Genomic DNA, 22,924 nt, shown 5'->3' on the forward strand with positions numbered 1-22,924 from the left:
CGTACTTTACGGTTTTCCCCGCGCCCCTGCAAGGGCCGCTTGTAAAAAAGTTTCAGAATGACGGCAAGCTCATGAAGAAGCGATGACGGCAGCGCCATCCACAGGCGCTCGCCTGCGAGCGCCTGTGGATGGTTTTGCGCCGGGGGCGAAGACGACGACACCCGCACGGGGCGGGCGTCGGTAGGGCAACTGACTTGTAATCAGTTGGACTGGGGCCGGTGGAATAACTCAGCGTAGCGTCACTCGGGCGTAGCGCTTCTTGCCGGCCTGAATCACATAGCTCCTGCCGGTATCGAGCATATGCTCCTTGGCAACTACATCACCGTCGACCTTGACCCGGCCGTTGCCCAGCATGTCCTTGGCCTGGGCGCTGTTATTGGCCAGTCCCGAGCGGTTGAGCACCGCGGCGATGGGAGCCTGGGCGCTGCCTTCGAAGTCGACCTCCACTTCGGGCAGGTCTTCGGGCAATTCGCCCTCGGCCAGGCGATTGCCGGCCGACTTGTGGGCGTTGGCCGCTGCCTCTTCGTCGTGATAACGCCCGATCAGCTCGCGCGCCAGGACCATCTTGATGTCGCGGGGGTTGGCGCCGGCCTCGACATCTCGCTTGAGCGCCCCGATATCCTCGTTGGATTTCAACGAGAGCAGCTCGAAGTAGCGCCACATCAGGCTGTCGGGCATGGAGACGAGCTTGTTGAACATCGACCCCGGCGCCTCGTCGACGCCAACATAGTTGCCCAGCGACTTGGACATCTTCTGCACGCCATCGAGTCCCTCGAGCAGCGGCATGGTGATGACGACCTGTGGCTCCATGCCGAAATGCTTTTGGATCTCGCGCCCCATCAGCAGGTTGAACTTCTGATCGGTACCGCCCATCTCGACGTCGGCCTCGAGCGCCACGGAGTCGTACCCCTGCACCAGCGGATAGAGGAATTCATGAATCGAGATCGGCTGACCTGACTTGTAGCGCTTGTCGAAATCGTCACGCTCGAGCATCCGCGCCACCGTACTCTGGGCCGCCAGCTCGATCATCTTGGCCGCGGTGAGTTCACCGAACCACTCGGAGTTGAAGCGCACCTCGGTCTTGGCAGGGTCGAGGATCTTGAACACCTGCTCCTTATAGGTCTGGGCATTGGCGCGGACCTCATCCTCGGTGAGCGGCTTGCGGGTGACGTTCTTGCCGGTGGGGTCGCCGATGCGCCCGGTGAAGTCGCCAATCAAGAAGATGATCTGGTGGCCCAGGTCCTGAAACTGGCGCATCTTGGTCAGCAGCACGCTATGCCCGAGGTGCAGGTCGGGCGCCGTGGGATCGAAGCCCGCCTTGATGCGCAGCTTGCGGCCGGATTCGAGCTTCTTGACCAGCTCCTCCTCCAGCAGTATCTCCTGGGTGCCTCGCTTCAGCAGCGCCAGTGCGCTTGCAACGTCGGTCATCGTCTCCCACTCCACGAATTGCGTTGATCCACCCCACGGCAGGGTCCATCGAATGGGGCACGATGTTAGCATGACTTCACGCCTCGCGGGGCCCCAGCGTACGGGAGAACAGAGATGGCACTATTCGTGGGTTTGATGTCCGGCACCAGTCTGGACGGCATCGATGCCGCCCTGGTCGAAATCGACGCGAGGGGCCGGCCGCGGCTACTCGTTACCCACGCAGAAGCGATGCCCGCACCTCTTCATGAACAGCTGTTGCGGCTCTGCCAGGCCGAGCGGATTGCCTTCGCCGAGCTGGCCGGCGCCGAGCATGCCTTCAGCCGGCTCCAGGCGGCTGCCGTACTGCGGTTGTTCGAAGACAATGGCATCGCAGCCGAGCAGATCACCGCCATAGGCAGCCACGGCCAGACCATCGAACATGCACCATGGGGCCACGCTCATGGACCGGCTTATACGTTGCAGCTCGACAACCCGAGCCTGCTCGCCGAGCTGACCGGCTGTACGGTGGTGGCCGATTTCCGACGTCGCGACCTGGCCGCCGGCGGTCAGGCCGCCCCCTTGGCGCCAGCCTTTCACGAGGCGCTGTTCCGTCGCGAAGGGCAATGGCAGTTAGTGCTCAACCTGGGGGGATTTGCCAACCTGACCCTGCTGCCGCCGGCGGAAAGTGACACAGAGATCATCGGCTTCGATACCGGCCCGGCCAATGCCCTGCTGGATGCCTGGCATACGCGCCACCGCAGCGGCCGCTTCGATGCCGACGGCAGTTGGGCCGCTTCGGGGTGTGTGGACGAAACGTTGCTCGAGAGATTGCTGGGCGAGCCCTTCTTTCATCGCCCGCCGCCGCGCAGCACCGGGCGCGAGGTGTTCCATCTCGACTGGCTCGAAAGCTATCTCACAGGCAAAGAGAACCCCGTTGACGTGCAGGCCACCCTGGCGGAGCTGACCGCCACCAGCGTGGCCCTGGGTATCGAGATGGCGCGTGAACTCGTTGGCGCCCCCGCTGCCTCGGCGTTGATTCCCTGTGGTGGCGGTGCGCATAACCGCGACCTGCTCGGCCGCTTGGCCCGTCACCTGCCCGAGACCTCACTAGTACCCAGCAGCGACTGGGGCTGGCCGGCCGATTGGCTGGAAGCCGGCGCCTTTGCCTGGCTCGCCTGGCGCCGCCTGGAGGGACTGCCCGGCAACCTGCCCAGCGTTACCGGTGCCGCCGGCCTCAGGGTGCTTGGCGGCATTTATTCACCTTAAGGCCGAACGTCCTACCTAGAAATCATCATCCTCGCGTAGGGAGAAGCGCTGCGCGCCGTCCTGCGCCTTGGCCAGCACGTCGCTCTTCTCGTCGCCGTACTTGATCATCATGCGCAGCTCATTGGCCGAGTCGGCGTGCACCATGGCCACCTGCTCGCTGATCTTGCCGGCCTTGTAGAGTTCGAACAGCGCCTGATCGAAGGTCTGCATGCCCTGGTCGCGCGAACGAGCCATGACGTTCTTGATCTCGCCGACGTCGCCCTTGCGAATCAGGTCGGCGATCAGCGGCGTGCGCAGCAGGATCTCGATGGCCGGAGTGCGCCCCCCGTCGCGAGTCGGCAGCAACTGCTGGGCGACGATGGCGTGCAGGTTGAGCGACAGGTCGAGCCAGATCTGCTCGTGGCGCTCGTGCGGGAAGAAATGGATGATGCGGTCCAGCGCCTGGTTGGCGTTGTTGGCATGCAGGGTCGCCAGGCACAGGTGGCCGGTTTCGGCGAAGGTCAGCGCATGCTCCATGGTTTCGCGGGTTCGCACCTCGCCGATCAGCACGACGTCCGGCGCCTGGCGCAGGGTGTTCTTCAGCGCCACCTCGAAGGACTCGGTATCGATGCCCACTTCGCGCTGGTTGATGATCGCCTTCTTGTGCGGATGCACGTACTCGATGGGGTCCTCGACGCTGATGATATGCCCGCCCACGGTCTCGTTGCGCTGCTGGATCATCGACGCCAGGGTGGTCGACTTGCCGGTGCCGGTACCGCCTACCACGAATACTAGCCCGCGCTTCATGTTGGCCAGCTCGCCCAACTGCGCCGGCAGCGAAAGCTCCTCGAGATGGGGGATCTCGTAGGCAATGCGCCGGATGACCATGGCCCACTGGTTGCGCTGCTGAAAGGCGCTGACCCGGAAACGCCCGCGGCCGCTGAGGCTCAGCGCGAAGTTGGCCTCGCGCTCCTGCAGGAAGCGTTCACGAAGCCCCTCGGGCACCGCGGTATTGACCAGCTCGCGCACCTGCTCCACCGAAAGCCGCTGGTCGCCGAGTGCCGTGAGTTTTCCGGCGGTCTTGATCGTCGGTGGCGCTTGCACCGAGATCAGCAGGTCCGAAGCCTCCTGCTGGGCCATGATGTCGAGCAACTGCTCCAACCATTCCTGTGCTTTCATCTCCCCGCCTCTCTAATTGTCCCAAGGCACTCAGCTTGCCAGCGCGCTCTTGGCGCGGGCCTGCGCCTCATCGCGATTGACCACGTTTTCGGCCACCAGCTTGGCCAGGGCGGCGTCGAGTGTCTGCATGCCGATATTGCCGCCGGTCTGAATGGCCGAATAGATCTGCGCTACCTTGTCCTCGCGGATCAGGTTACGCACCGCGGCATTGGCAATGAGGATCTCGTGGGCTGCGACCCGACCGCCACTGCGGCGCTTGAGCAGCGTCTGCGAGATCACCGCCTGCAGCGACTCAGACAGCATCGAGCGCACCATGGCCTTCTCCTCGCCGGGGAAGACATCGATGATACGGTCGATGGTCTTGGCCGCCGAGGTGGTATGCAGGGTACCGAATACCAGGTGGCCGGTTTCGGCGGCGGTCAGCGCCAGGCGGATGGTCTCGAGGTCGCGCAACTCACCGACCAGGATCACGTCGGGGTCCTCACGCAGTGCGCTGCGCAGCGCCTGGGCGAAGCCGTGGGTGTCGCGGTGCACCTCACGCTGGTTGATCAGGCAGCGCTTGCTGCGGTGGACGAATTCCACCGGGTCCTCGATGGTGAGGATATGGTCATAGCGGTGATCGTTGATATAGTCGATCATGGCGGCCAAGGTCGTACTCTTGCCCGAGCCGGTAGGGCCGGTGACCAGCACCAGGCCGCGTGGCAGCAGTGACAGGCGGCGGAAGACATCACCCAGCTCCAGGTCCTCCATGGTCAGTACCTCACTGGGAATGGTGCGGAATACCGCACCGGCCCCGCGCGCCTGGTTGAAGGCATTGACCCGGAAACGCGCGACCCCGGGGACTTCGAAGGAGAAGTCGGTTTCGAAGAACTCCTCGTAGTCACGGCGCTGCCGGTCGCCCATGATGTCGTAGATCAGCTTGCGGACTTCCTTGTCCTCCATGGCCGGCACGTTGAGGCGGCGGATGTCGCCATCGACCCGAATCATCGGCGGCAGACCGGCCGACAGATGCAGGTCGGAGGCGTTCTGCTTTGCCGAGAATGCCAGCAATTCGGTAATATCCATGCGATTCCCCTGCTCCCCGGTTGAGGTTCCAGCAAGTATGACAGACCTTGTGGACATGACGGACTTCATGTGACTGAGATGACGGATACCATGCTTTCCGAGTCTCTGGCCAGTGCCCGCGAGCGTCTGGCTCAGGCCTTGGCGTCGGCGGCACGCCCTGCCGAGTCGGCACGACTGCTCGCGGTCAGCAAGACCAAGCCGGCCGACATGGTCCGTGCAGCCTGGGAGCTGGGGCAGCGGGAGTTCGGTGAGAATTACGTACAGGAAGCGCTGGAGAAACAGGCCGAGCTGGCCGACCTGAGCGGTATCGTCTGGCACTTCATCGGCCCGTTGCAGGCGAACAAGACACGCGCCGTGGCCGAACACTTCGATTGGGTCCATAGCGTCGAGCGCGAAAAAATCGCCCGGCGCCTGAATGACCAGCGCCCCGAGGCGCTGGGGCCCCTGCAGGTCTGCTTGCAGGTGAACGTCAGCGGCGAAGCCAGCAAATCGGGGGTCGCCTTCGCCGAGCTGGAAGAGCTGGCGGAGACAGTGCTCTCGTTGCCGCGCCTGCGCCTACGCGGGCTAATGGCCATTCCGGCCCCGGCCGAAGACATGGCGCGCCAGCGCGAGCCCCTGGCCCGACTGCGCCTGGCCCTGGAAGCACTGCGTGAACGCTTCCCCGAGGCGCCGCTGGATACCCTGTCGATGGGCATGAGCGACGACCTGGAAGCCGCCGTACTGGAGGGAGCCACCCTGGTACGCCTGGGCACGGCGATCTTCGGCGCACGAGACACATCGCGTCGCTAGTCGGCGTACTGCACCGGCAACGAGCCGGTCGCTCAATGACAGAAAAAGGACAGCTTTCAATGGCCAGCAGAGTCACCTTCATCGGCGCCGGCAACATGGCCGGCGCCATCATCGGCGGGATGATCGACAATGGCCATCCGGCCAGCGACATCACCGCCACCTCGCCGAGCGACGAAGTCCTGGCGCCGCTTCGCGAACGCTTCGGCATCCATACCGATACCGACAACGTCGCGGCGGTACGCGATGCGGATATCGTGGTGCTGGCGGTGAAGCCGCAGATCATGCGCGGTGTCTGCGAGGGGATGCGCGATACCCTGCAGCGTCAGCGACCGCTGATCATCTCTGTGGCAGCCGGACTCACGGCCGAGTCGCTGCAGGCCTGGATGGGCGGCGGCCTGCCGTTGGTACGCTGCATGCCCAATACGCCCTCACTGGTCGGCGCCGGCGCCGCCGGCCTGTTCGCCACGCCCGAGGTCAGCGCCGAGCAGCGCGACCAGGCCACCGCGCTGCTCGAGGCCGTGGGCCTGGTCGAGTGGGTGGAAGAAGAGGGCTTGCTGGATGCGGTCACTGCCGTATCGGGGAGCGCACCGGCCTATTTCTTCCTGATGTTCGAGGCCATGGAAGAGGCCGGGGTCAAGCTCGGCTTGCCGGCCGAGACCGCACGCCGCCTGGCGATGCAAACCGCCTTGGGTGCTGCGCGCATGGCGCAGGGCAGCGAGTTCACCCCGGACCGCCTCAAGCGCAACGTGATGTCACCCGGCGGCACCACCGAGCGGGCCATCGAGCATCTCGAGCAGGCCGGGCTGCGCCAGATCATGGCCGATGCCATGGAAGCCTGTGCTGCCCGCGCCCGCGAGATGGCCGAGGAGCTCGGCAAGCGTTAGCCTTTCAAGCCGCTCGCGGTTATCCCGAGACGGCATCTTGACGACATGGAGGAGCCCACATGGGCCAACTGGGAAATGCCGGCCTGCTGCTGGTCAACACCCTGATCAACATCTACCTGTTTCTGATGATGCTGCGCTTTTTGCTGCAAGCATCGCAGGCCGACTACTACAATCCCATGAGCCAGTCGGTTGTGAAGGTCACCCAACCGGTGGTGCGGCCATTCCAGAGCTTTCTCGGTCCGGTGATGGGACGCTTCGACATGGCGACCCTGGCCGCAGCCTTCGTGCTCAAGGCGGTCAGCATCGTGGCGATCCTGCAAATTGCCGGCATCGGCATGCCACCGCTCACCCAGGTAGCGATCGGCGCCGTGGCGGCCATCGCCAATGCCATCCTCAAGATCTATTTCTTCGCCCTGATCGTGATGATCATCCTGAGCTGGGTCGCCCCCAATGCCAGCCACCCCGGGGCGCTACTGGTCATGCAGCTGGTGGAACCGATAATGGCGCCGGTGCGCAAGGTCATTCCGCCGCTGGGCATGATCGACCTGTCGCCGATCGTCGTCTTCATCGCCATCAGCCTCATCGATGGCATGGTGGTCGGTGCGCTGACGCGCGCCGCGGGTATCGCTGGCGCCCTGGTGGGTCTGTAAGGCGCGCCGTTCGCCCATGGCGGACCTCAACGACAGGACATGGAACGACACATGCCCGAGTTTCCCGATGACTCGGTCGGCCTGGTGACGCCGCAGACGGCCCACTTCGACGACCCTCTGGCCCTGGCCTGCGGCAGGACGCTGCCGGCCTACGACCTGGTCTACGAGACCTATGGCACGCTCAATACCGAGCGCTCCAATGCGGTACTGGTCTGTCACGCCCTGTCGGGGCATCACCATGCGGCTGGCTATCATGGCGCCGACGAGCGCAAACCAGGCTGGTGGGATGCCCATATCGGCCCGGGCAAGTCCATCGATACCAACCGTTTCTTCGTGGTATCGCTGAACAACCTCGGCGGCTGCCACGGCAGTACCGGCCCGATCAGCACGAACCCCGCCAGCGGTCGCCAGTGGGGCCCCGACTTCCCCATGGTCACGGTGAGCGACTGGGTACATAGCCAGGCGCGCCTGGCCGACCGACTGGGAATCGAGCGGTTCGCCGCCGTGATCGGCGGCAGCCTGGGCGGCATGCAGGTGCTTCAGTGGACCCGGATCTATCCCGAGCGGGTCGCCAACGCCGTGATCATCGCCGCCACGCCCAAGCTCTCGGCGCAGAACATCGCCTTCAACGAGGTGGCTCGCCAGGCGATCCGCTCCGACCCGGACTTCCATGACGGCTGGTACGCCGAACATGGGACTGCCCCGCGCCGCGGCCTCAAGCTGGCACGCATGGTGGGGCACATCACCTACCTCTCGGAAGACGCCATGGGCAGCAAGTTCGGGCGCGACCTGCGCAGTCAGGACTTGAACTTCGGCTATGACGTGGAGTTCCAGGTCGAGTCCTATCTGCGTTACCAGGGCGACACCTTCTCGACCACCTTCGATGCCAATACCTACCTGCTGATGACCAAGGCGCTGGACTACTTCGACCCGGCGGCTGAGCACGGCGGCGTGCTGGCCGAGGCCGTCGCGCCCAGCCAATGCCCTTTCCTGGTGGTGAGTTTCACCAGCGACTGGCGCTTTCCGCCATCGCGCTCGCGTGAGCTGGCCAATGCCCTGACCCGCGCCGGCAAGCCGGTGAGCTACGTCAACATCGACTCGCCCCACGGCCATGACGCCTTCCTGTTGCCGGAGCCGCGCTACCAGGCGGTGTTCGCCGCCTTCATGTCGCGTGCCGCCCGCGAGCTGGGCCTGGAGGAAACCGCATGATGCGCGCCGACCTGGAGTTGATTCACCGCTGGGTGCCCGAGCGCGCCCACATCCTCGACCTGGCCTGCGGCGACGGCACCTTGCTCGAGGCTTTGGCACGCGACAAGCGTGTGACCGGCTACGGCCTGGAGATCGACCCCGAAGGCATCACCGCCTGTATCGCCAAGGGCGTCAGCGTACTCGAGCAGAACCTCGACGAGGGGCTGGTCAACTTCGAGGACGACACTTACGATCTGGTGGTCATGACCCAGGCACTGCAGGCACTGCGTCGCCCCGATCGCATGCTCGACGAAATGCTGCGCGTGGCCAGGGAGTGCATCATCACCTTCCCCAACTTCGCCTACTGGCGGCATCGGGTGCACTTGGGCATCCGCGGCTACATGCCGGTCTCCAAGTCGCTGCCTCATGCCTGGTACGATACCCCCAACATTCACCTGACTTCGAGCACCTGTGTCGTGAGAAGGGGCTTCGCATCACCGACCGGGCCGTCGGCATCGGCGAGCACGAGGGACACTGGGCCACGCGGCTATGGCCCAACCTGTTCGGCGAGATCGCGATCTTTCGCGTCGAGCGCCGGAATCGCCAATGATAGCCAGCCCTCGAGCGGCGTCGCCAAGGAGAGCGTCATGCTGAAACGCCTTGTATCGCACCCTCATGCTCTGGCCTTCGCGCTGTTGCTGGGGCTGCTGCCGCTTGCAGGCCAGGCCCAGCAGTTCGAGCAGGTCGGCGACTACCAGATCCACTACAGCGCCGTGAGCACCAGCTTTCTGCCTTCCTCGGTGGCCGAGGCCCATGGCATCCAGCGCAGCCCCGCCCTGGCGCTGCTCAACGTCAGTGTGCTCGAGGAAGTCGATGGCCAGTTGCGCCCGGTCAATGCACCGGTCAACGGCAGCGTGGGCGAGGTCCAGGGCAGTGAGCAGCAACCGCTCAGCTTCCGCACCCTGCGCAGCGGTGAGACGCAGTCGCAGATCGCGGTGTTCCGCATTCGCGACGACGAGCCGATGCACTTTACCCTCGAGGTGCGCTACGACCGCAACCGTGAGCCGGCCGAGGTGAACTTCATCCAGCGCTTTCACATCGACCGCTGAGCCGTGTCCGCCATTCTCGCCCATCTGCATGATTTCGATGCCGCTCCCTCACGGGGCGTCACGCTCCCCGACGGCAGAAACGTCTTCATAGTGCGCGTGCACGGCCAGATCAGCGCCTTCGTCAACCTCTGCCCGCATCAGCAGGTACCGCTGAACCTGCCCGAAGGAAGCTTCCTCGAGGCGGGTGGCGAGCTGATCCAGTGCGGCATGCATGGTGCACTGTTCCTGCCGGAAAGCGGCGAATGCGTGTTCGGCCCCTGCCAGGGGTGCTTCCTGGAGCCAGTGGCCGTCTCAATCGATGCCGAGGGCAATATTCACTTGGCGAGAGAGTGATATCGGCAGCCTGCCTCTCAAACCGATCGACACCGGCCGTCCATCACGCCAGTCGACCTCGCAGCCATGGGCCACCACCTCCACACCGCGTTCGACCACCGCCTTGAGCGTGGCGGTATAGGCCGGATCGAGATGCGCCGCCGGCGCCACGTCGCGAATCCCGCTATGCGCCACGCAGAACAGCAGCACCGCCCGCTGGCCCTGCTCGGCCAGGGCCGCCAGCGCCAGCAGGTGCTTGCGGCCGCGCTCGCTCACCGCATCGGGAAAGTAGCCGTGACCGTCGAACTCCTTGAGTGTCACCTGCTTGACCTCGACGAAGGCGGTGCCCCTATCGGAATCGTCGAGGCGAAAGTCGAGTCGCGCTCCCTCCACCTTGGCCTCGCGCTTGAGCATGGCATAGCCGGCCAGCGATTCCACACGTCCGGCCCGCAGTGCCTCCTCGACGATGCGGTTGGTGCGCCCGGTATGCACCGAGGCCAGCGCCACGCTGCCGTCGGCTTGGGTCAGCTCGATCAGCTCCCAGGTCCAGGCCAGCTTGCGCGCCGGATTGTCGCTCGGCGCCAGCCACACGCGGCAGCCCGGTACGTTCACCGCCCGCATCGAGCCGGTGTTGGGACAGTGCGCCACCACTTCGCGGCCGTCGTCGAGGCGCACATCGGCCAGAAAGCGCTTGTAGCGGCGCAGCAGCACGCCTGGGACCAGGGCGGGGTATTCCACGAAGCCGCCCCCTATTGCCGTGCCAGAAAGCGCTCGAGACGACTCACCGCCTCCTCCAGGCGAGCGATGCCGGTGGTGAAGGCGATGCGCACATGGTGCTCACCGCCACTCACGGCGAAGTCGACCCCGGGCGTGATGGCGACGTTCTCCTCTTCCAGCAGGCGCTGACAGAAGGCCTGGCTGTCGCGGCTGTAGCGCGAGATGTCGAGCCACAGGTAAAAGGCCCCCTGGGGTGGCAGCGACGGCGCCAGGCCCAGCCGGGCAAGACCGGCCAGTAGTGCATCGCGGCGACGGCCGAGCTCGACGCGGCGGCTCTCGAGCAGATCGCGGCACGTCGGGGTGAAGGCGGCCAGCGCCGCATGCTGGGCCGGGGTGGGGGCGGCAAGGAAGACGTTCTGGGCCAGCCGGGTCAGCGGCTCCACGGCACCCTCGGGCGCCAGCAGCCAGCCCAGGCGCCAGCCGGTCATGCCGAAATACTTGGAGAAACTGTTGACCACGAAGGCCTCATTCGAGAGCGAGGCCACCGATAGCGGCTCGATGTCATAGCTGAGCCCCTGATAGATCTCATCCACCAGCAGATGCCCCCCTTGGGCAGCCACCGTGTCGGCGACCGCCTGAAGCTGTGCCGCATCGAGCATATGACCGGTGGGGTTCGACGGCGTAGCGAGCATCGCCAGGCGGGTGTCGTCGCGCCAGTGGCGGGCCACGAGGTCGGCATCGAGCTGCCAGCCGCTTTCCAGGCCGACGGGAACGGTGTCCACCTCGGCACCGGCCAGGGCCATGAAGTGCCGATTGCAGGGATAATTGGGATCGGCCATCAGCACCCTGTCGCCGGGGCCGACCAGTAGCTGGCTGGCGAGCAGCAATGCCCCGGAGGCGCCGGGTGTGACCAGGATGCGCCGGGGGTCGATGTCGGCGCCGAATTGTTCTCGGTAATGGCCGGCGATCGCCTCGCGCAGTGCCGGCAGCCCTGCAGCCGGGCTGTAGCGCGTGTATCCCGACGCCAGCGCTGCCTGTCCGGCCGCCACCACTGGCTCAGGTGTGGCGAAGTCGGGCTCGCCCACTTCGAGGTGGATGACGTCATGGCCGGCTGCCTCGCGTGCCTGGGCGGCCTCCAGCAGACTCATCACACGAAAGGGCTCAACGCGGTCAACGCGCGGATTCCACGGCATGGCAAACTCCTGAACGCAAGATAGATGGCCGGAGGTCGGCACTTTTCCCGATACGGCGGTCAAAAAACCATACCATCGATTTGGCCTGCTGGGAGGCCTCGGCCTTTCTCGTTGGGTATTGCAAAACGCTTCGAATTCCGATAAACAAGCATGCCTTTGGCGTGAGATACCTTGCACCATGTTGCGGCGGGTATTGATCAGCAGTCACTCAAGTAATGAGGCAGTCCCATGCCAGTAGCAGACAAGAAAACGGAAGCGCCCAAAAAGTTCACCCCGTACGAGGCCGCACCGGGTGAAGAGTACATGAACGAGCAGCAGCTTGAGCACTTCCGACAGATCCTGCTGGGCTGGAAACAGGAGCTCATGGAAGAGGTCGATCGGACGGTACGCCACCTGCAGGAAGAGGCGAACAACTACGCCGACCCCGCGGACCGCGCCACTCAGGAAGAAGGCTTCAGCCTGGAGCTGCGTACCCGCGACCGCGAACGCAAACTGCTCAAGAAGATCAACGAGACGCTCGAGAAGATCGATGAGGACGACTACGGCTTCTGCGAGGCCTGCGGCGTCGAGATCGGCATTCGCCGCCTGGAGGCTCGCCCCACCGCGACGCTGTGCGTCGACTGCAAGACCCTGGCCGAGCTCAAGGAAAAGCAGCTCGGCGGCTGATGCCGGCGTGATGCGCCTCGCTCTCCTTCGCAACGGGCACCGCTGGGTGCCCGTTTGCATGTTGGCCACCGCAGCCAGGAGCCAGACATGACCGGCTACCGCGGCCGCTTCGCGCCCACCCCTTCGGGCGCCCTGCACTTCGGCTCGCTGATCGCCGCCCTGGCCAGCTTTCTCGATGCCCGCCGTGCCGGCGGCGAATGGCTCGTGCGCATCGAGGACATCGACCCGCCCCGCTGCCCGGCAGGCGCCGCCGACACCATCCTGCGCCAGCTCGAGGCCTTCGGCCTGCACTGGGACGGTCCGATACGTTGGCAGCATGACCGCGATGCAGCCTATGCCGCGGCGCTTGCGCGTCTCGAGACGCTGGGCCTGGCTTACCCCTGCAGCTGCTCGCGCAAGCAGTGGCGCCAGTACCCGGTCTATCCCGGCTGGTGCCGCGAAGGCGTACTCGAGCCGGGCAAGCCGGTGGCTTGGCGACTGCGCAGCGACCTCGGCCTGCACCCGGTGATATGGCAGGATCGTCTCTTCGGCGAGCAGCGCTTCGACCCCGCAGAACTCGGCGACGTGGTGCTCCAGCGCAAGGATGGCCTGTGGGCCTATCAGCTCGCCGTAGTGGTGGACGATGCCGACCAGGACATCAGCGACGTGGTCCGTGGCTTCGACCTGCTCGACAACACGCCCTGGCAGCGCCAGTTGCAGCACGCGCTGGCGCTGCCCGAGCCGCGCTACCTCCATCTGCCCTTGATCGTCAACCGCGAAGGCCAGAAGCTGTCCAAGCAGAACCTGGCCCCGGCGCTGCCGCTTGCGGACAGCGAGGTGAGACCCTTGCTCTACCGCGCCCTGGCGGCACTCGACCAGGCCCCGCCCGCCGAGCTGAGCACGGCGCCGGTGGATGAGCAGCTCGCCTGGGCCAATGGCCAATGGGACCCACACCGTATACGTCCCGAGGCCCACCGCAGGGAGTGAGGAGCGCCAATGTACGTCTATCGCATCATGCTGTTCCTGGTCTTCGGCGGTTATCTGCTGTCGCCGCTGCTGATGAGCGGTTGGTCGAGCCCGGGCGTCGCCTGGTATCGCCCCTTCGTTATCTGGGGGGTGCTGATCGCCTTGACGCTGTGGCTGGAGCAGAAGAGGAAACTCGATGAACGCTAGTCTCGCCAGCGTCTTCCTCCTGGGCACCGGCTACCTGCTGTTGATGTTCCTTTGCGCCCTGGCGGTGGAGCGGGGCTGGCTCAGCCGCCGCGTGACACGCCATCCCGCCGTATACACCCTCGCGCTCGGCGTCTACGCCAGCGCCTGGGCGATCTATGGCAGCCTGGAACTGGCCGCCAGCTCGGGCTATGGCTATCTGGCCTACTACCTGGGCGCGGCGGGTGCCTTCCTGCTGGCACCGGTACTGCTGGTACCGATCCAGCGCATGGCTCGCACCCACCAGCTCGCCTCGCTGGCCGACCTGTTCGCCTTCCGCTTCCGCTCGCGCTGGGTCGGCACCCTGATCACCGTGATCAGCCTGCTGGCGGTGCTGCCGCTGCTGGCACTGCAGGTCCAGACCCTGGGCGACGCCATCCATTTGATGACCGGCGCCGCCTCGCCGGCCTTGATGGCCCTGGCCCTATGTACCCTGATTGCGCTGTTCGCCATGATCTTCGGTACGCGGCATGGCAATGGTCCGGCTCGGCATGACACCCTGCTCGCCGTGATTGCGCTGACCTCGGTGGTCAAGCTGGTTGCCATGCTGGCACTGGGCGCCTTCGCCCTGTTCATCGTTTTCGATGGTCCAGCCGACCTGCAGATCTGGCTGGATGGTCCCGGACAGGCCTTTCAAGCCAGCGTGGTGCAGCCGGACGCCACCCACTGGCGCACGCTGCTGCTGCTGTTCTTCGCGACAGCCCTGCTGATGCCGCACATCTTCCATATCACCTTTGCCGAGACCCTGTCGCGCCACACCCTGCTGCAGGCGAGTTGGTCGCTGCCGCTGTTCCTGCTACTGATGGCGATCCCGGTGCCACTGTTACTGTGGGCAGGCCAACGACTGGGTAGCCATGAGGCGCTAAGTGCTGCCTACCTGGCCTTCGGTCTGTCAGACTCGTTCTGGGTCCAGGCACTGGCTTTCCTCGCCGGCCTGGCAGCCACCAGCGGTACCCTGGTGATCATTGCCATGGCGCTATCGGGCATGATTCTCAACCACGTGCTGCTTGTCGCCCACCCCCCCGAGGCCCAGCCCAACCTCTATCGCTGGCTGCGCTGGCTGCGACGGGCGCTGATGGCCACGGTAATTCTCGGCGGCTGGCTGTTCTATCGCACGGTGGGCATCCACCACGACCTGACCACCCTGGGGCTTGCGGCCTTCGTCGGCATGGCCCAGTGCCTGCCGGGACTGCTGGCGCTGCTCTACTGGCCAGGCGCCAATCGCAAGGGCATGGTGTCGGGCCTGGTCGTGGGCGTACTGGTCTGGCTCGTCGGGCTGTGGTTGCCGCTGCTCACCGGCCTGCCCAGCTTGCTCCTGATCCCGCCGGGCATGGAGCTGCTCGTCGGCGAGCCCAACTGGTACGTGGTTACCCTGGTCTCGCTGGCGCTCAACATCCTCGTCTTCATCATCGTCTCGCTGGCCACGCCCACCTCCGAGGGCGAACGTGCCGCCGCCGAAGCATGCTCGGTGGACGCCGTGATCCGCCCCAAGCGGCTGCCACTGCTCGCCACTTCCGGCGAAGAATTCAAGCAGCCGCTGGCACAAGCGCTGGGCGAGGATGTTGCCCAGCGCGAAGTGGAGCGTGCGCTCACCGATCTCGGTATGTCGCCGTTGGATGGTCGCCCCTACGCCTTGCGCCGGCTACGCGACCGTATCCAGGCCAACCTCTCCGGCCTGATGGGACCCTCGGTGGCCCAGGACATCGTCGACCGCTACCTGCCCTACCGGCGCAGCGGCCAGGAACCCACCGATGACATCCACTTCGTCGAGAGCCGGCTGGAAGCCTATCGCTCGCGGCTCACCGGACTGGCGCGCGAACTCGACGGCCTGCGCCGCTACCATCGACGTATTCTCGCCCGGCTGCCGGTGGGGCTGTGTGCTTTCGGCGTCGACGATGAACTGCTGATGTGGAACGATGCCCTGGCAGCGCTCTCCGGCATCGACGGCGCCGGCGTCGTGGGCGCCCGTCGCGACGGGCTGCCCGCCCCCTGGGCCGAGCTGATGGGCCGTGCCCTGGTCGAGCCCAACGACTACCTCTACAAGCAGCCGGTCGAGCTCAATGGCAGCGTGCGCTACCTGACCTTCCACCGTGCCGAGCTGCAGGCCGACGAGGACGTGCGCGGCGGCACCGTGATCCTGATCGAGGATCACAGCGAGATGAAGTGGCTCGAGGACGAGCTGGTTCATGCCGCACGGCTGGCCTCGATCGGCCAGTTGGCCGCCGGCGTGGCCCACGAGATCGGCAACCCGGTGACCGGCATCTCGTCGCTGGCACAGAACCTGCGCTATGACACCGACGACCCCGAAGTCCTGGAGACTGCCCAGCAGATCCAGCAGCTGACCGACCGAATCTCGCGCATCGTCAGTTCGCTGGTCGGCTTCGCCCACGGCGGCCGCCACGTCAAGGGCACTAGCCTGGCCCCGGTCTCCATCGCGGCCATCGCCGACGAGGCGTTGCACTTGATCCGCCTGGCGCGATCGGGAGAGGATGTTCATTACCGTAATCTCTGCCCCGCCGGGCTCGTGGTACTCGGCGACACCCAGCGGTTGCAGCAAGTCATGATCAACCTGCTGAGCAATGCACGTGACGCCAGCGAACCGGAAGGCGAAGTGGTGATCGACGCCGAACCGGAGGGCGGCATGTTGAAGGTCACCGTTACCGACGAGGGGCATGGGCTGGACGACCGGGTTCGCGAGCACCTGTTCGAACCCTTTACCACCACCAAGCCGCCGGGAGAAGGCACCGGGCTCGGCCTGCCGCTGGTCTACAGTATCATTGCCGAGCACCACGGCAGGATCGAGATCGAATCGCCGCCCCCAGGGCGGGAGCGGGGCACTCGCATCTGCCTGTGGCTGCCCACCGAACGAGAGGATGGTGAACATACCGATGAGCCGGATTCTGATCGTTGAAGACGAAGCCATCATCCGCACTGCGCTGCGCAGGCTGCTGGAGCGCCACGACTATCAGGTCAGCGAGGCCGGCTGCGTGGACGAGGCGCTGGCCCTGGAGCCGCGCGGCTTCGATCTGGTGATCAGTGACCTGCGCCTGCCCGGAGAGCCCGGCACCGACCTGATCGAGCAGGCCGCACCGGTGCCGGTGTTGATCATGACCAGCTACGCCAGCATGCGCTCGGCGGTGGAGTCGCTGAAACAGGGTGCGGTGGACTACGTGGCCAAACCCTTCGACCACGATGAACTGCTGGAGACCGTGGCCCGAGTGCTCCACCAGCAGTCGTCGCATCGCGCCCCGCCGCCCGACGTCACCGATGCCGGCGGCTCTCGCCAGCCCATGATCGGCGAGTGTGCGGCCATGCAGTCGGTCTACACGCGCATCCGCAAGACCGCTCCGGCCGACGTCACCGTGCTGATCCAGGGTGAATCGGGCACCGGCAAGGAGCTGGTGGCACGGGCTATCCATCAGCAGAGCCAGCGCACCCACGCGCCGCTGATCTGCGTCAACTGCGCCGCCATCCCTGAGACCCTGATCGAGTCGGAGCTGTTCGGCCACGAGAAGGGCGCCTTCACCGGGGCCAGTGCCGCCCGCACCGGCCTCGTGGAAGCCGCCGACGGCGGCACCCTGTTCCTCGACGAGATCGGCGAGCTGCCACTCGACGCCCAGGCGCGCCTGCTGCGCGTGCTGCAGGAGGGAGAGATCCGCCGGATCGGCTCGGTGGAGACACGCCATGTCGACGTGCGCCTGATCGCCGCGACCCACCGCGACCTGCGGGCCTTGTCCAAGACCGGTGAATTCCGCCTCGACCTCTACTACCGGCTCAACGTGATGCAGATCGACCTGCCGCCCTTACGCGAGCGCGACGACGACATCCTGCTGATCGCCGATGTGCTGTTGGAGAAGGCCTGCCGACGTCATCACCGTGAGGGGTTGCGCCTGTCGCGGGCGGCACGTCGTGAGATTCGCGACTACCCCTGGCCCGGGAATGTCCGCGAACTCGAGAATGCCCTCGAGCGCGGCGTGATCCTGGCCGAAGGCCACCTGATCCATCCCGATGACCTGGGCCTGAGGCCGGGCCTGCCGACCCAGGCACGCAGCGTTGTCGAGCCCAAGCCAGCACTTAACCAGGCAGAAGGCGAAGAAGCGGATGCCGAAGAGGACCTCTCGCTCGAGGACTACTTCCAGCATTTCGTGCTTGAACATCAGGATCACATGAGCGAGACCGAGCTTGCACAGAAGCTGGGGATCAGCCGCAAATGCCTATGGGAGCGCCGCCAGCGCCTGGGCATTCCGCGCAAGAAGCAAGCCCGGCGCAGTAGCGCCTGACGAGAAAAGCGTCCTTCTACGACTAACGTCCAAGCGCCTCGACCGGTTCGTCGAAGGCGCTTTTTTGTGCCCGCCCGGGCTCCTTTGCACCAGGTGTTACCTTCCCACCCAGAATTTGCCCCGACATGGCGCAGCAGGGGTAACACACCAGCCATGCCGATCAGGGACACGCCAAAGAGGAAATTGTAACTTATTGTTCTGCATACGCTAAAAGCCACCCTGGCATGTGCCGTGCAATATTCAGGGCAAGAAAAACAACATCCGGCTGCCCCCGAGCCAACAACAATAACAAGGCATCAGGGAAGGCAGGGCCTGCGCCAATAACAACAATGGCAGGCTGTGAAGAGGATGCGGCCAGGGGCAACAATGACAAGACGCCCCAGAAAGAGCCGCCCTTCGCTTTATTCGCCAACAACAACAATATCTGAGCGAAGCACCGGATCCATCAGGACGCGACGCGCCAACCCCGGCCCACAACAAGAACAACGGCCGCAAAAGCGCACCTTCGGCAACAACATCAACAAGCCGAAGGCAGGCATATCTCCTGTGCCGTCGTGGTTGGATTATTGTTTTGAATACGAGGCGGTCGCAACCAGGAACGTCAACAATCACAACAACACTGTTTGCCTGTGATTCTTGGTGACTGTGGTGCGTATTCAAGGCGATGCGCCATCACGAAGAAGAAACAGCCGCAAGGACGCAGCACCGTTTTGCTTGTCAGAGGAGGCCCAACGGCCTCCTCTTTTGCTTTGTGTTCTCCTGCCAAGTCCTTACGGTGAACCCTCCGCCGCTTTGCAAGGTGTCGGCGGTCGGCTACACTCTACAACTTTCGCACACTGCGAGTCGAAATCGCCGCATGTTCAAAGGATTTACCCGCTTTCTGCAGAGCCCTGGCACGCACCTCAGGACACTCTTTGGCCCCCAGGACGCTTCCGGAGGGCAGGCAGGCCCTCGAATCGTTCCCCGCGATCAACATCCCATTTCGCGCCAGCATTTCAGCGAGGCGGCACTGAAGGTGCTCTATCGCCTGCATAATGCCGGCTTCGAGGCGTACCTGGTGGGCGGCTGCATTCGCGACTCCCTGCTCGGCAAGATGCCCAAGGATTTCGACGTCGCCACCGATGCCACGCCGGAGCAAGTGCGGGAGCTGTTCCGCAACTCGCGCATCATCGGGCGTCGCTTTCGCATCGTGCACGTGCGCTTCGGCCGCGAGGTGATAGAAGTCACGACGTTTCGCGGCACCCACGGCGATGACCACGGCGATCATATCGCCCAGCAGTCGGAGCATGGCCTGCTGCTGCGCGACAACGTCTGGGGCAACATTCAGGAAGACGCCATTCGCCGCGACTTCACCGTCAATGCGATTTACTACAGCATTGCGGATTTCTCCATCCACGACTTCGCCGACGGCATGCGCGATATCGAGTCGCGCACCCTACGCCTGATCGGAGACCCCGCCGTTCGCTACCGCGAGGATCCGGTACGCATGCTGCGTGCGGTGCGCTTCGCGGCCAAACTCGATTTCCATATCGCACCGGACTCGGAAGCACCCATCACTGAGTTGGCGCCGCTGCTGCTGCAGATCCCGCCCGCCCGTCTGTTCGACGAAGTACTCAAGCTGTTCATGGCCGGCCATGGCGTGGAGACCTTCCACCTGCTGCGTCACTATGGCCTGTTCGCCATGCTCTTCCCCGAGACCGACGAGGCCATGGCCGAACTGCCCTGGGCCGAGCCGCTGATCGCGCACGCCCTGTCCAGCACCGACCGGCGAATACGCGAAGAGAAACCGGTGACGCCGGCCTTTCTCTTCGCCGCCCTGCTGTGGGGCCCCGTACAGCGCCGCCAGGCCGCGCTGGAAGCCGAGGGCATGCCACCCATACCGGCGCTGCAGCTGGCCTCGCAGCAAGTCCTGTCGCGCCAGCTGAAGCACATCTCGATTCCCAAGCGTTTCAGCATGCCGATGCGCGATATCTGGGACCTGCAGCAACGCCTGCCCCAGCGACGCGGCAAGCGCGCCCTGCAGACCCGCGAGCACCCGCGCTTTCGTGCCGCCTACGACTTCCTGCTGCTGCGCGAGGCCGCCGGCGAGATCGAACCCGGCCTTGGCGACTGGTGGACGGCCTATCAGGAGGGTGACGAGCACGAGCAACGCCGCCTGCTGGAAAAGGCCGGCGCCGATGCCGACCCCGGCGGTAACAATTCCCGCCGCCGGCGCCCGCGCAAGCGTCGACGTCGGAGTTCCTCCGGCCACTCATGATACCGCCCGTCGACGTGTATGTCGGGCTCGGCAGCAACCTCGACGACCCGGTCGCTCAGGTCCGCCGAGCGCTCGATGAACTCGGCACCCTGCCCCTGACCGAGCGCATCGCCGCATCGCGGCTGTATGCCAGCCGCCCGGTCGGTCCTCAAGACCAGCCGAATTTCATCAATGCCGTCGCTCTTCTGCGTACTCGCCTCTCTCCGCTGGCCCTGCTCGATCAATTGCAGGCCCTGGAGCAGCGTCATCACCGGATTCGCCAGCGCCACTGGGGGCCCCGCACCCTCGACCTCGACCTGCTACTGTACGGAAACGAGACCCTGAAGCTGGTACGCCTGCAGGTGCCGCACCGCGAGATGGCGTCGCGCGCTTTCGTGCTGCTGCCACTCGTCGAGCTGGCGCCGCGGTTGCAATTACCCGACGGGCGTCGCATTGCGGAACTGGCGGGAGCACTCGACGCGGCTGGCGAGGTCGAAGTGTTACCTGACGACGCGAACTGAGGGGCGAGGTGTTACCAGTCGACACGACCGTCGTATTCTGGTAACAATCACGCGCAGCACCGGCGCTAGAAGCTCCACGCCGGTCGCCCGAGTCACAATGAGAGCATGCCATGAAATCCGTCACGCTAAGCACACTGCAGGCCTACAAGCACGCAGGTGAAACCTTCAGTTGCCTGACCGCCTACGATGCGTCCTTCGCGCGTACCATCGCCGAAGCGGGTATCGAGGTCATGCTGGTTGGCGATTCGCTGGGCATGGTGCTGCAGGGCCACACCAGCACGCTGCCGGTGACCCTCGACGACATCTGCTACCACACTCGCTGCGTGGCAGGTGCCAAGGGGGCGAGCCTGTTGATGGCCGACCTTCCCTTCATGAGCAATGCCACTACCGAGCGCATGCTGAATGACGCTGCCGAACTGATGCGCGCCGGCGCCGAGATGGTCAAGGTCGAGGGCGAAGCCTGGATGGCCGACGGTATCCGCGAAATGACCCGCCGCGGGGTACCGGTATGTGCCCACCTGGGCCTGACACCCCAGACCGTTTACCAGCTCGGTGGCTACAAGGTACAAGGCCGCGACGCCGAGCGCGCCGAGCAGATCCTTGCCGATGCCCGCACCCTGGTCGATGCGGGCGCTTCGGTCATCCTGCTCGAGTGCGTGCCGGCAAGCCTGGGCAAGATCATCACCGAGGCCCTCGACGTGCCCGTGATCGGCATCGGCGCCGGTCCTGACACGGATGGCCAGATTCTCGTCATGCACGACGTGCTCGGCGTCACTCACGGCCGCACGCCACGCTTCGTCAAGAACTTCATGGCCGAGACCGACGACATCGCCGGTGCGTTTCGCCGCTACCACGAGGACGTCAAGGCGCGTCGCTTCCCGGCCGAGGAACACAGTTTCTAGTTCCTTTCGTCCCTTTCAGGAGGCCCGCTGATGCGTACCCTGCGAGACATTCCTGCGCTGCGTGAAACCCTCGGCGAATACCGTCGCCGTGGACAGCGCATCGGGCTGGTGCCGACCATGGGCAATCTCCATGCCGGCCACTTGGCACTGGTGAATACTGCCCGCCAGCATGCCGACGTGGTCGTGGCCACCATTTTCGTCAACCCGCTGCAGTTCGGTGCGGGTGAGGATCTCGACGCCTATCCGCGCACCTTGGCCGACGACCAGGCGAAGCTGGAAGCCTCCGGTTGCGACCTGCTGTTCACTCCCAGTGTCGCCACTCTCTACCCGCGTGGCCTCGGCGATCAGACCCGTGTCTGCGTCCCTGCCGTCAGCGAGGGGCTCTGTGGCAGCTCGCGGCCCGGGCATTTCGACGGTGTCTCTACCGTGGTCAGCATCCTGTTCAATCTGGTGCAGCCCGACGTTGCCTGCTTCGGCGAAAAGGACTATCAGCAGCTGGCCGTGATCCGCAAGCTGGTCGAGGACTTGCATTTTCCCATCGAGATCGTCGGCGTACCCATCGTGCGGGCCGAGGATGGCCTGGCGCTTTCATCGCGTAACGGCTATCTCGACACCACCGCGCGCGCCACCGCCCCCGAACTGCAGCGCACCCTGGCCGCATTGCGCGAGGCGCTCGAAGCCGGCGAGCCCGTCGAAACGACGCTCGAGGTCGGCCTGGCTCGGCTGCGCGAGGCCGGTTTCGAGACTGATTACCTGGAGCTGCGCGCCGCCGACCTGGGGCCGATAGCGTCCGACACCCGCGAGGCCGTGCTGCTCACCGCCGCCCGCCTGGGCACGACTCGCCTGATCGACAACCTGACCCTGACCCTGCCGCGCTGAGGCGGCAAGTACCTCGGAGGAAAAAATCCGCATGTTCACCGTCATGCTCAAGGCCAAGCTGCACATGGCCCGTGTCACTCATGCCGTGCTCAACTACGAAGGCTCCTGCGCCATCGACGGCGAACTGCTGGACATGTCCGGCATCCGCGAGAACGAGCAGATCCAGATCTACAACGTCGAGAACGGCCAGCGTTTCACCACCTATGCCATTCGCGCCGAAGAGGGCTCGCAGGTCATCTCGATCAACGGCGCCGCCGCGCACCTGGCAGGCCCCGGCGACCGTGTGATCATTTGCAGCTATGCTCACTACAGCGAGGCCGAGTTGGAGAACCACCAGCCGCGTCTCGTCTACCTGCAGGAAGGCAACGTCGTCAGCCATACCAGCAATGCCATTCCCGTCCAGCTCGCCTGACGGCCCGGCAAAGCGGCTGGCGGCGCGTATGGGGCCATCTCCGCATGAGGCATTGCCGCAGCGCACAATAGTCGCCTATGCTGGTCCCCTCAGCGTCTGAAC

The 22,924-nt window shown here is 65.0% G+C and carries 21 protein-coding genes and 2 pseudogenes; 18 read left to right on the top strand and 5 right to left on the bottom strand.

Annotation, left to right across the window (positions count from 1 at the left end; genetic code table 11):
* Positions 1-228: 228 nt before the first annotated feature.
* Positions 229-1,428: a tyrosine--tRNA ligase gene (tyrS, locus tag HBJ55_RS19980; protein ID WP_167119276.1), complete on the bottom strand. Its 1,200-nt coding sequence runs from the start codon at positions 1,426-1,428 to the stop codon at positions 229-231.
* A 114-nt stretch (positions 1,429-1,542) separates the two neighbouring features.
* On the opposite strand from tyrS, the gene HBJ55_RS19985 reads away from it, so the two are divergent.
* Complete coding sequence (locus tag HBJ55_RS19985; RefSeq protein WP_167119278.1) at positions 1,543-2,673, top strand: anhydro-N-acetylmuramic acid kinase; 1,131 nt, start codon at positions 1,543-1,545, stop codon at positions 2,671-2,673.
* A 15-nt stretch (positions 2,674-2,688) separates the two neighbouring features.
* Here the strand turns inward: HBJ55_RS19985 and HBJ55_RS19990 are convergent, their stop codons facing one another.
* Positions 2,689-3,831, bottom strand: a complete 1,143-nt coding sequence (locus HBJ55_RS19990; RefSeq protein ID WP_167119280.1) for a PilT/PilU family type 4a pilus ATPase — start codon at positions 3,829-3,831, stop codon at positions 2,689-2,691.
* 30 nt (positions 3,832-3,861) lie between these two features.
* On the bottom strand, positions 3,862-4,896 hold the full coding sequence (locus HBJ55_RS19995) for a type IV pilus twitching motility protein PilT (protein WP_167119283.1): 1,035 nt from the start codon (positions 4,894-4,896) through the stop codon (positions 3,862-3,864).
* A gap of 78 nt (positions 4,897-4,974) precedes the next feature.
* Between HBJ55_RS19995 and HBJ55_RS20000 the strand changes: the two genes are divergently transcribed.
* The 7 genes and pseudogenes from HBJ55_RS20000 to HBJ55_RS20030 all read left to right on the top strand — a co-directional run bounded on the left by HBJ55_RS20000 (position 4,975) and on the right by HBJ55_RS20030 (position 9,849).
* Complete coding sequence (locus tag HBJ55_RS20000; RefSeq protein WP_167119286.1) at positions 4,975-5,685, top strand: YggS family pyridoxal phosphate-dependent enzyme; 711 nt, start codon at positions 4,975-4,977, stop codon at positions 5,683-5,685.
* 59 nt (positions 5,686-5,744) lie between these two features.
* Positions 5,745-6,569, top strand: coding sequence for a pyrroline-5-carboxylate reductase (gene proC / locus HBJ55_RS20005; RefSeq protein ID WP_167119290.1), 825 nt, complete (start codon positions 5,745-5,747; stop codon positions 6,567-6,569).
* A 59-nt stretch (positions 6,570-6,628) separates the two neighbouring features.
* Positions 6,629-7,219 carry a YggT family protein gene (locus HBJ55_RS20010; protein WP_167119293.1) on the top strand — a complete coding sequence of 197 codons (591 nt, stop codon included), beginning with the start codon at positions 6,629-6,631 and terminating at the stop codon, positions 7,217-7,219.
* Positions 7,220-7,270: 51 nt separating this feature from the next.
* The gene (gene metX / locus HBJ55_RS20015) at positions 7,271-8,428 is read left to right on the top strand and encodes a homoserine O-succinyltransferase MetX (RefSeq protein ID WP_167119421.1); all 1,158 of its coding nucleotides are present in this window, start codon (positions 7,271-7,273) and stop codon (positions 8,426-8,428) included.
* Positions 8,428-9,017: pseudogene (gene metW, locus HBJ55_RS20020) on the top strand (methionine biosynthesis protein MetW). Before metX ends, metW begins: the two are co-directional and overlap by 1 nt.
* Before the next feature lie 139 nt (positions 9,018-9,156).
* A pseudogene (locus HBJ55_RS20025) lies at positions 9,157-9,516 on the top strand (DUF4426 domain-containing protein); the annotation flags it as partial.
* 3 nt (positions 9,517-9,519) lie between these two features.
* On the top strand, positions 9,520-9,849 hold the full coding sequence (locus tag HBJ55_RS20030) for a Rieske 2Fe-2S domain-containing protein (RefSeq protein WP_206022783.1): 330 nt from the start codon (positions 9,520-9,522) through the stop codon (positions 9,847-9,849).
* Here the strand turns inward: HBJ55_RS20030 and sfsA are convergent.
* Positions 9,808-10,566 (bottom strand): DNA/RNA nuclease SfsA, encoded by a 759-nt coding sequence (gene sfsA, locus HBJ55_RS20035; RefSeq protein ID WP_167119299.1) that lies wholly within the window; start codon positions 10,564-10,566, stop codon positions 9,808-9,810. The genes HBJ55_RS20030 and sfsA overlap by 42 nt on opposite strands.
* 11 nt (positions 10,567-10,577) lie before the next feature.
* A complete protein-coding gene (locus HBJ55_RS20040; protein WP_167119302.1) occupies positions 10,578-11,738 on the bottom strand; it encodes a pyridoxal phosphate-dependent aminotransferase in 1,161 nt (386 codons plus the stop codon).
* A gap of 228 nt (positions 11,739-11,966) precedes the next feature.
* On the opposite strand from HBJ55_RS20040, the gene dksA reads away from it, so the two are divergent.
* The 10 genes from dksA to panD all read left to right on the top strand — a co-directional run bounded on the left by dksA (position 11,967) and on the right by panD (position 22,822).
* Positions 11,967-12,404 (top strand): RNA polymerase-binding protein DksA, encoded by a 438-nt coding sequence (dksA, locus tag HBJ55_RS20045; RefSeq protein ID WP_167119305.1) that lies wholly within the window; start codon positions 11,967-11,969, stop codon positions 12,402-12,404.
* An 87-nt stretch (positions 12,405-12,491) separates the two neighbouring features.
* Complete coding sequence (gluQRS, locus tag HBJ55_RS20050; protein WP_167119308.1) at positions 12,492-13,370, top strand: tRNA glutamyl-Q(34) synthetase GluQRS; 879 nt, start codon at positions 12,492-12,494, stop codon at positions 13,368-13,370.
* 9 nt (positions 13,371-13,379) lie between these two features.
* Entirely contained in the window at positions 13,380-13,556 is a 177-nt protein-coding gene (locus HBJ55_RS20055) for a hypothetical protein (RefSeq protein WP_167119311.1), read from the top strand.
* Positions 13,546-16,503 carry an ATP-binding protein gene (locus tag HBJ55_RS20060; protein WP_167119313.1) on the top strand — a complete coding sequence of 986 codons (2,958 nt, stop codon included), beginning with the start codon at positions 13,546-13,548 and terminating at the stop codon, positions 16,501-16,503. The genes HBJ55_RS20055 and HBJ55_RS20060 overlap by 11 nt, the downstream gene beginning before the upstream one ends.
* Positions 16,481-17,872, top strand: coding sequence for a sigma-54-dependent transcriptional regulator (locus HBJ55_RS20065; protein WP_167119316.1), 1,392 nt, complete (start codon positions 16,481-16,483; stop codon positions 17,870-17,872). The genes HBJ55_RS20060 and HBJ55_RS20065 overlap by 23 nt, the downstream gene beginning before the upstream one ends.
* 856 nt (positions 17,873-18,728) lie before the next feature.
* Positions 18,729-20,129, top strand: a complete 1,401-nt coding sequence (gene pcnB, locus HBJ55_RS20070) for a polynucleotide adenylyltransferase PcnB (protein WP_167119319.1) — start codon at positions 18,729-18,731, stop codon at positions 20,127-20,129.
* Positions 20,126-20,629: a 2-amino-4-hydroxy-6-hydroxymethyldihydropteridine diphosphokinase gene (gene folK, locus HBJ55_RS20075; RefSeq protein ID WP_167119322.1), complete on the top strand. Its 504-nt coding sequence runs from the start codon at positions 20,126-20,128 to the stop codon at positions 20,627-20,629. Before pcnB ends, folK begins: the two co-directional genes overlap by 4 nt.
* A 110-nt stretch (positions 20,630-20,739) precedes the next feature.
* Positions 20,740-21,531 (top strand): 3-methyl-2-oxobutanoate hydroxymethyltransferase, encoded by a 792-nt coding sequence (gene panB / locus HBJ55_RS20080; RefSeq protein WP_167119325.1) that lies wholly within the window; start codon positions 20,740-20,742, stop codon positions 21,529-21,531.
* A gap of 30 nt (positions 21,532-21,561) precedes the next feature.
* Complete coding sequence (gene panC, locus HBJ55_RS20085) at positions 21,562-22,410, top strand: pantoate--beta-alanine ligase (RefSeq protein WP_167119328.1); 849 nt, start codon at positions 21,562-21,564, stop codon at positions 22,408-22,410.
* 31 nt (positions 22,411-22,441) lie between these two features.
* Positions 22,442-22,822, top strand: a complete 381-nt coding sequence (panD, locus tag HBJ55_RS20090) for an aspartate 1-decarboxylase (RefSeq protein ID WP_167119330.1) — start codon at positions 22,442-22,444, stop codon at positions 22,820-22,822.
* The last annotated feature ends 102 nt before the right edge of the window (positions 22,823-22,924 follow it).

The sequence above is a fragment of the Billgrantia bachuensis genome, from assembly GCF_011742165.1.
Taxonomy (GTDB): domain Bacteria; phylum Pseudomonadota; class Gammaproteobacteria; order Pseudomonadales; family Halomonadaceae; genus Halomonas; species Halomonas bachuensis.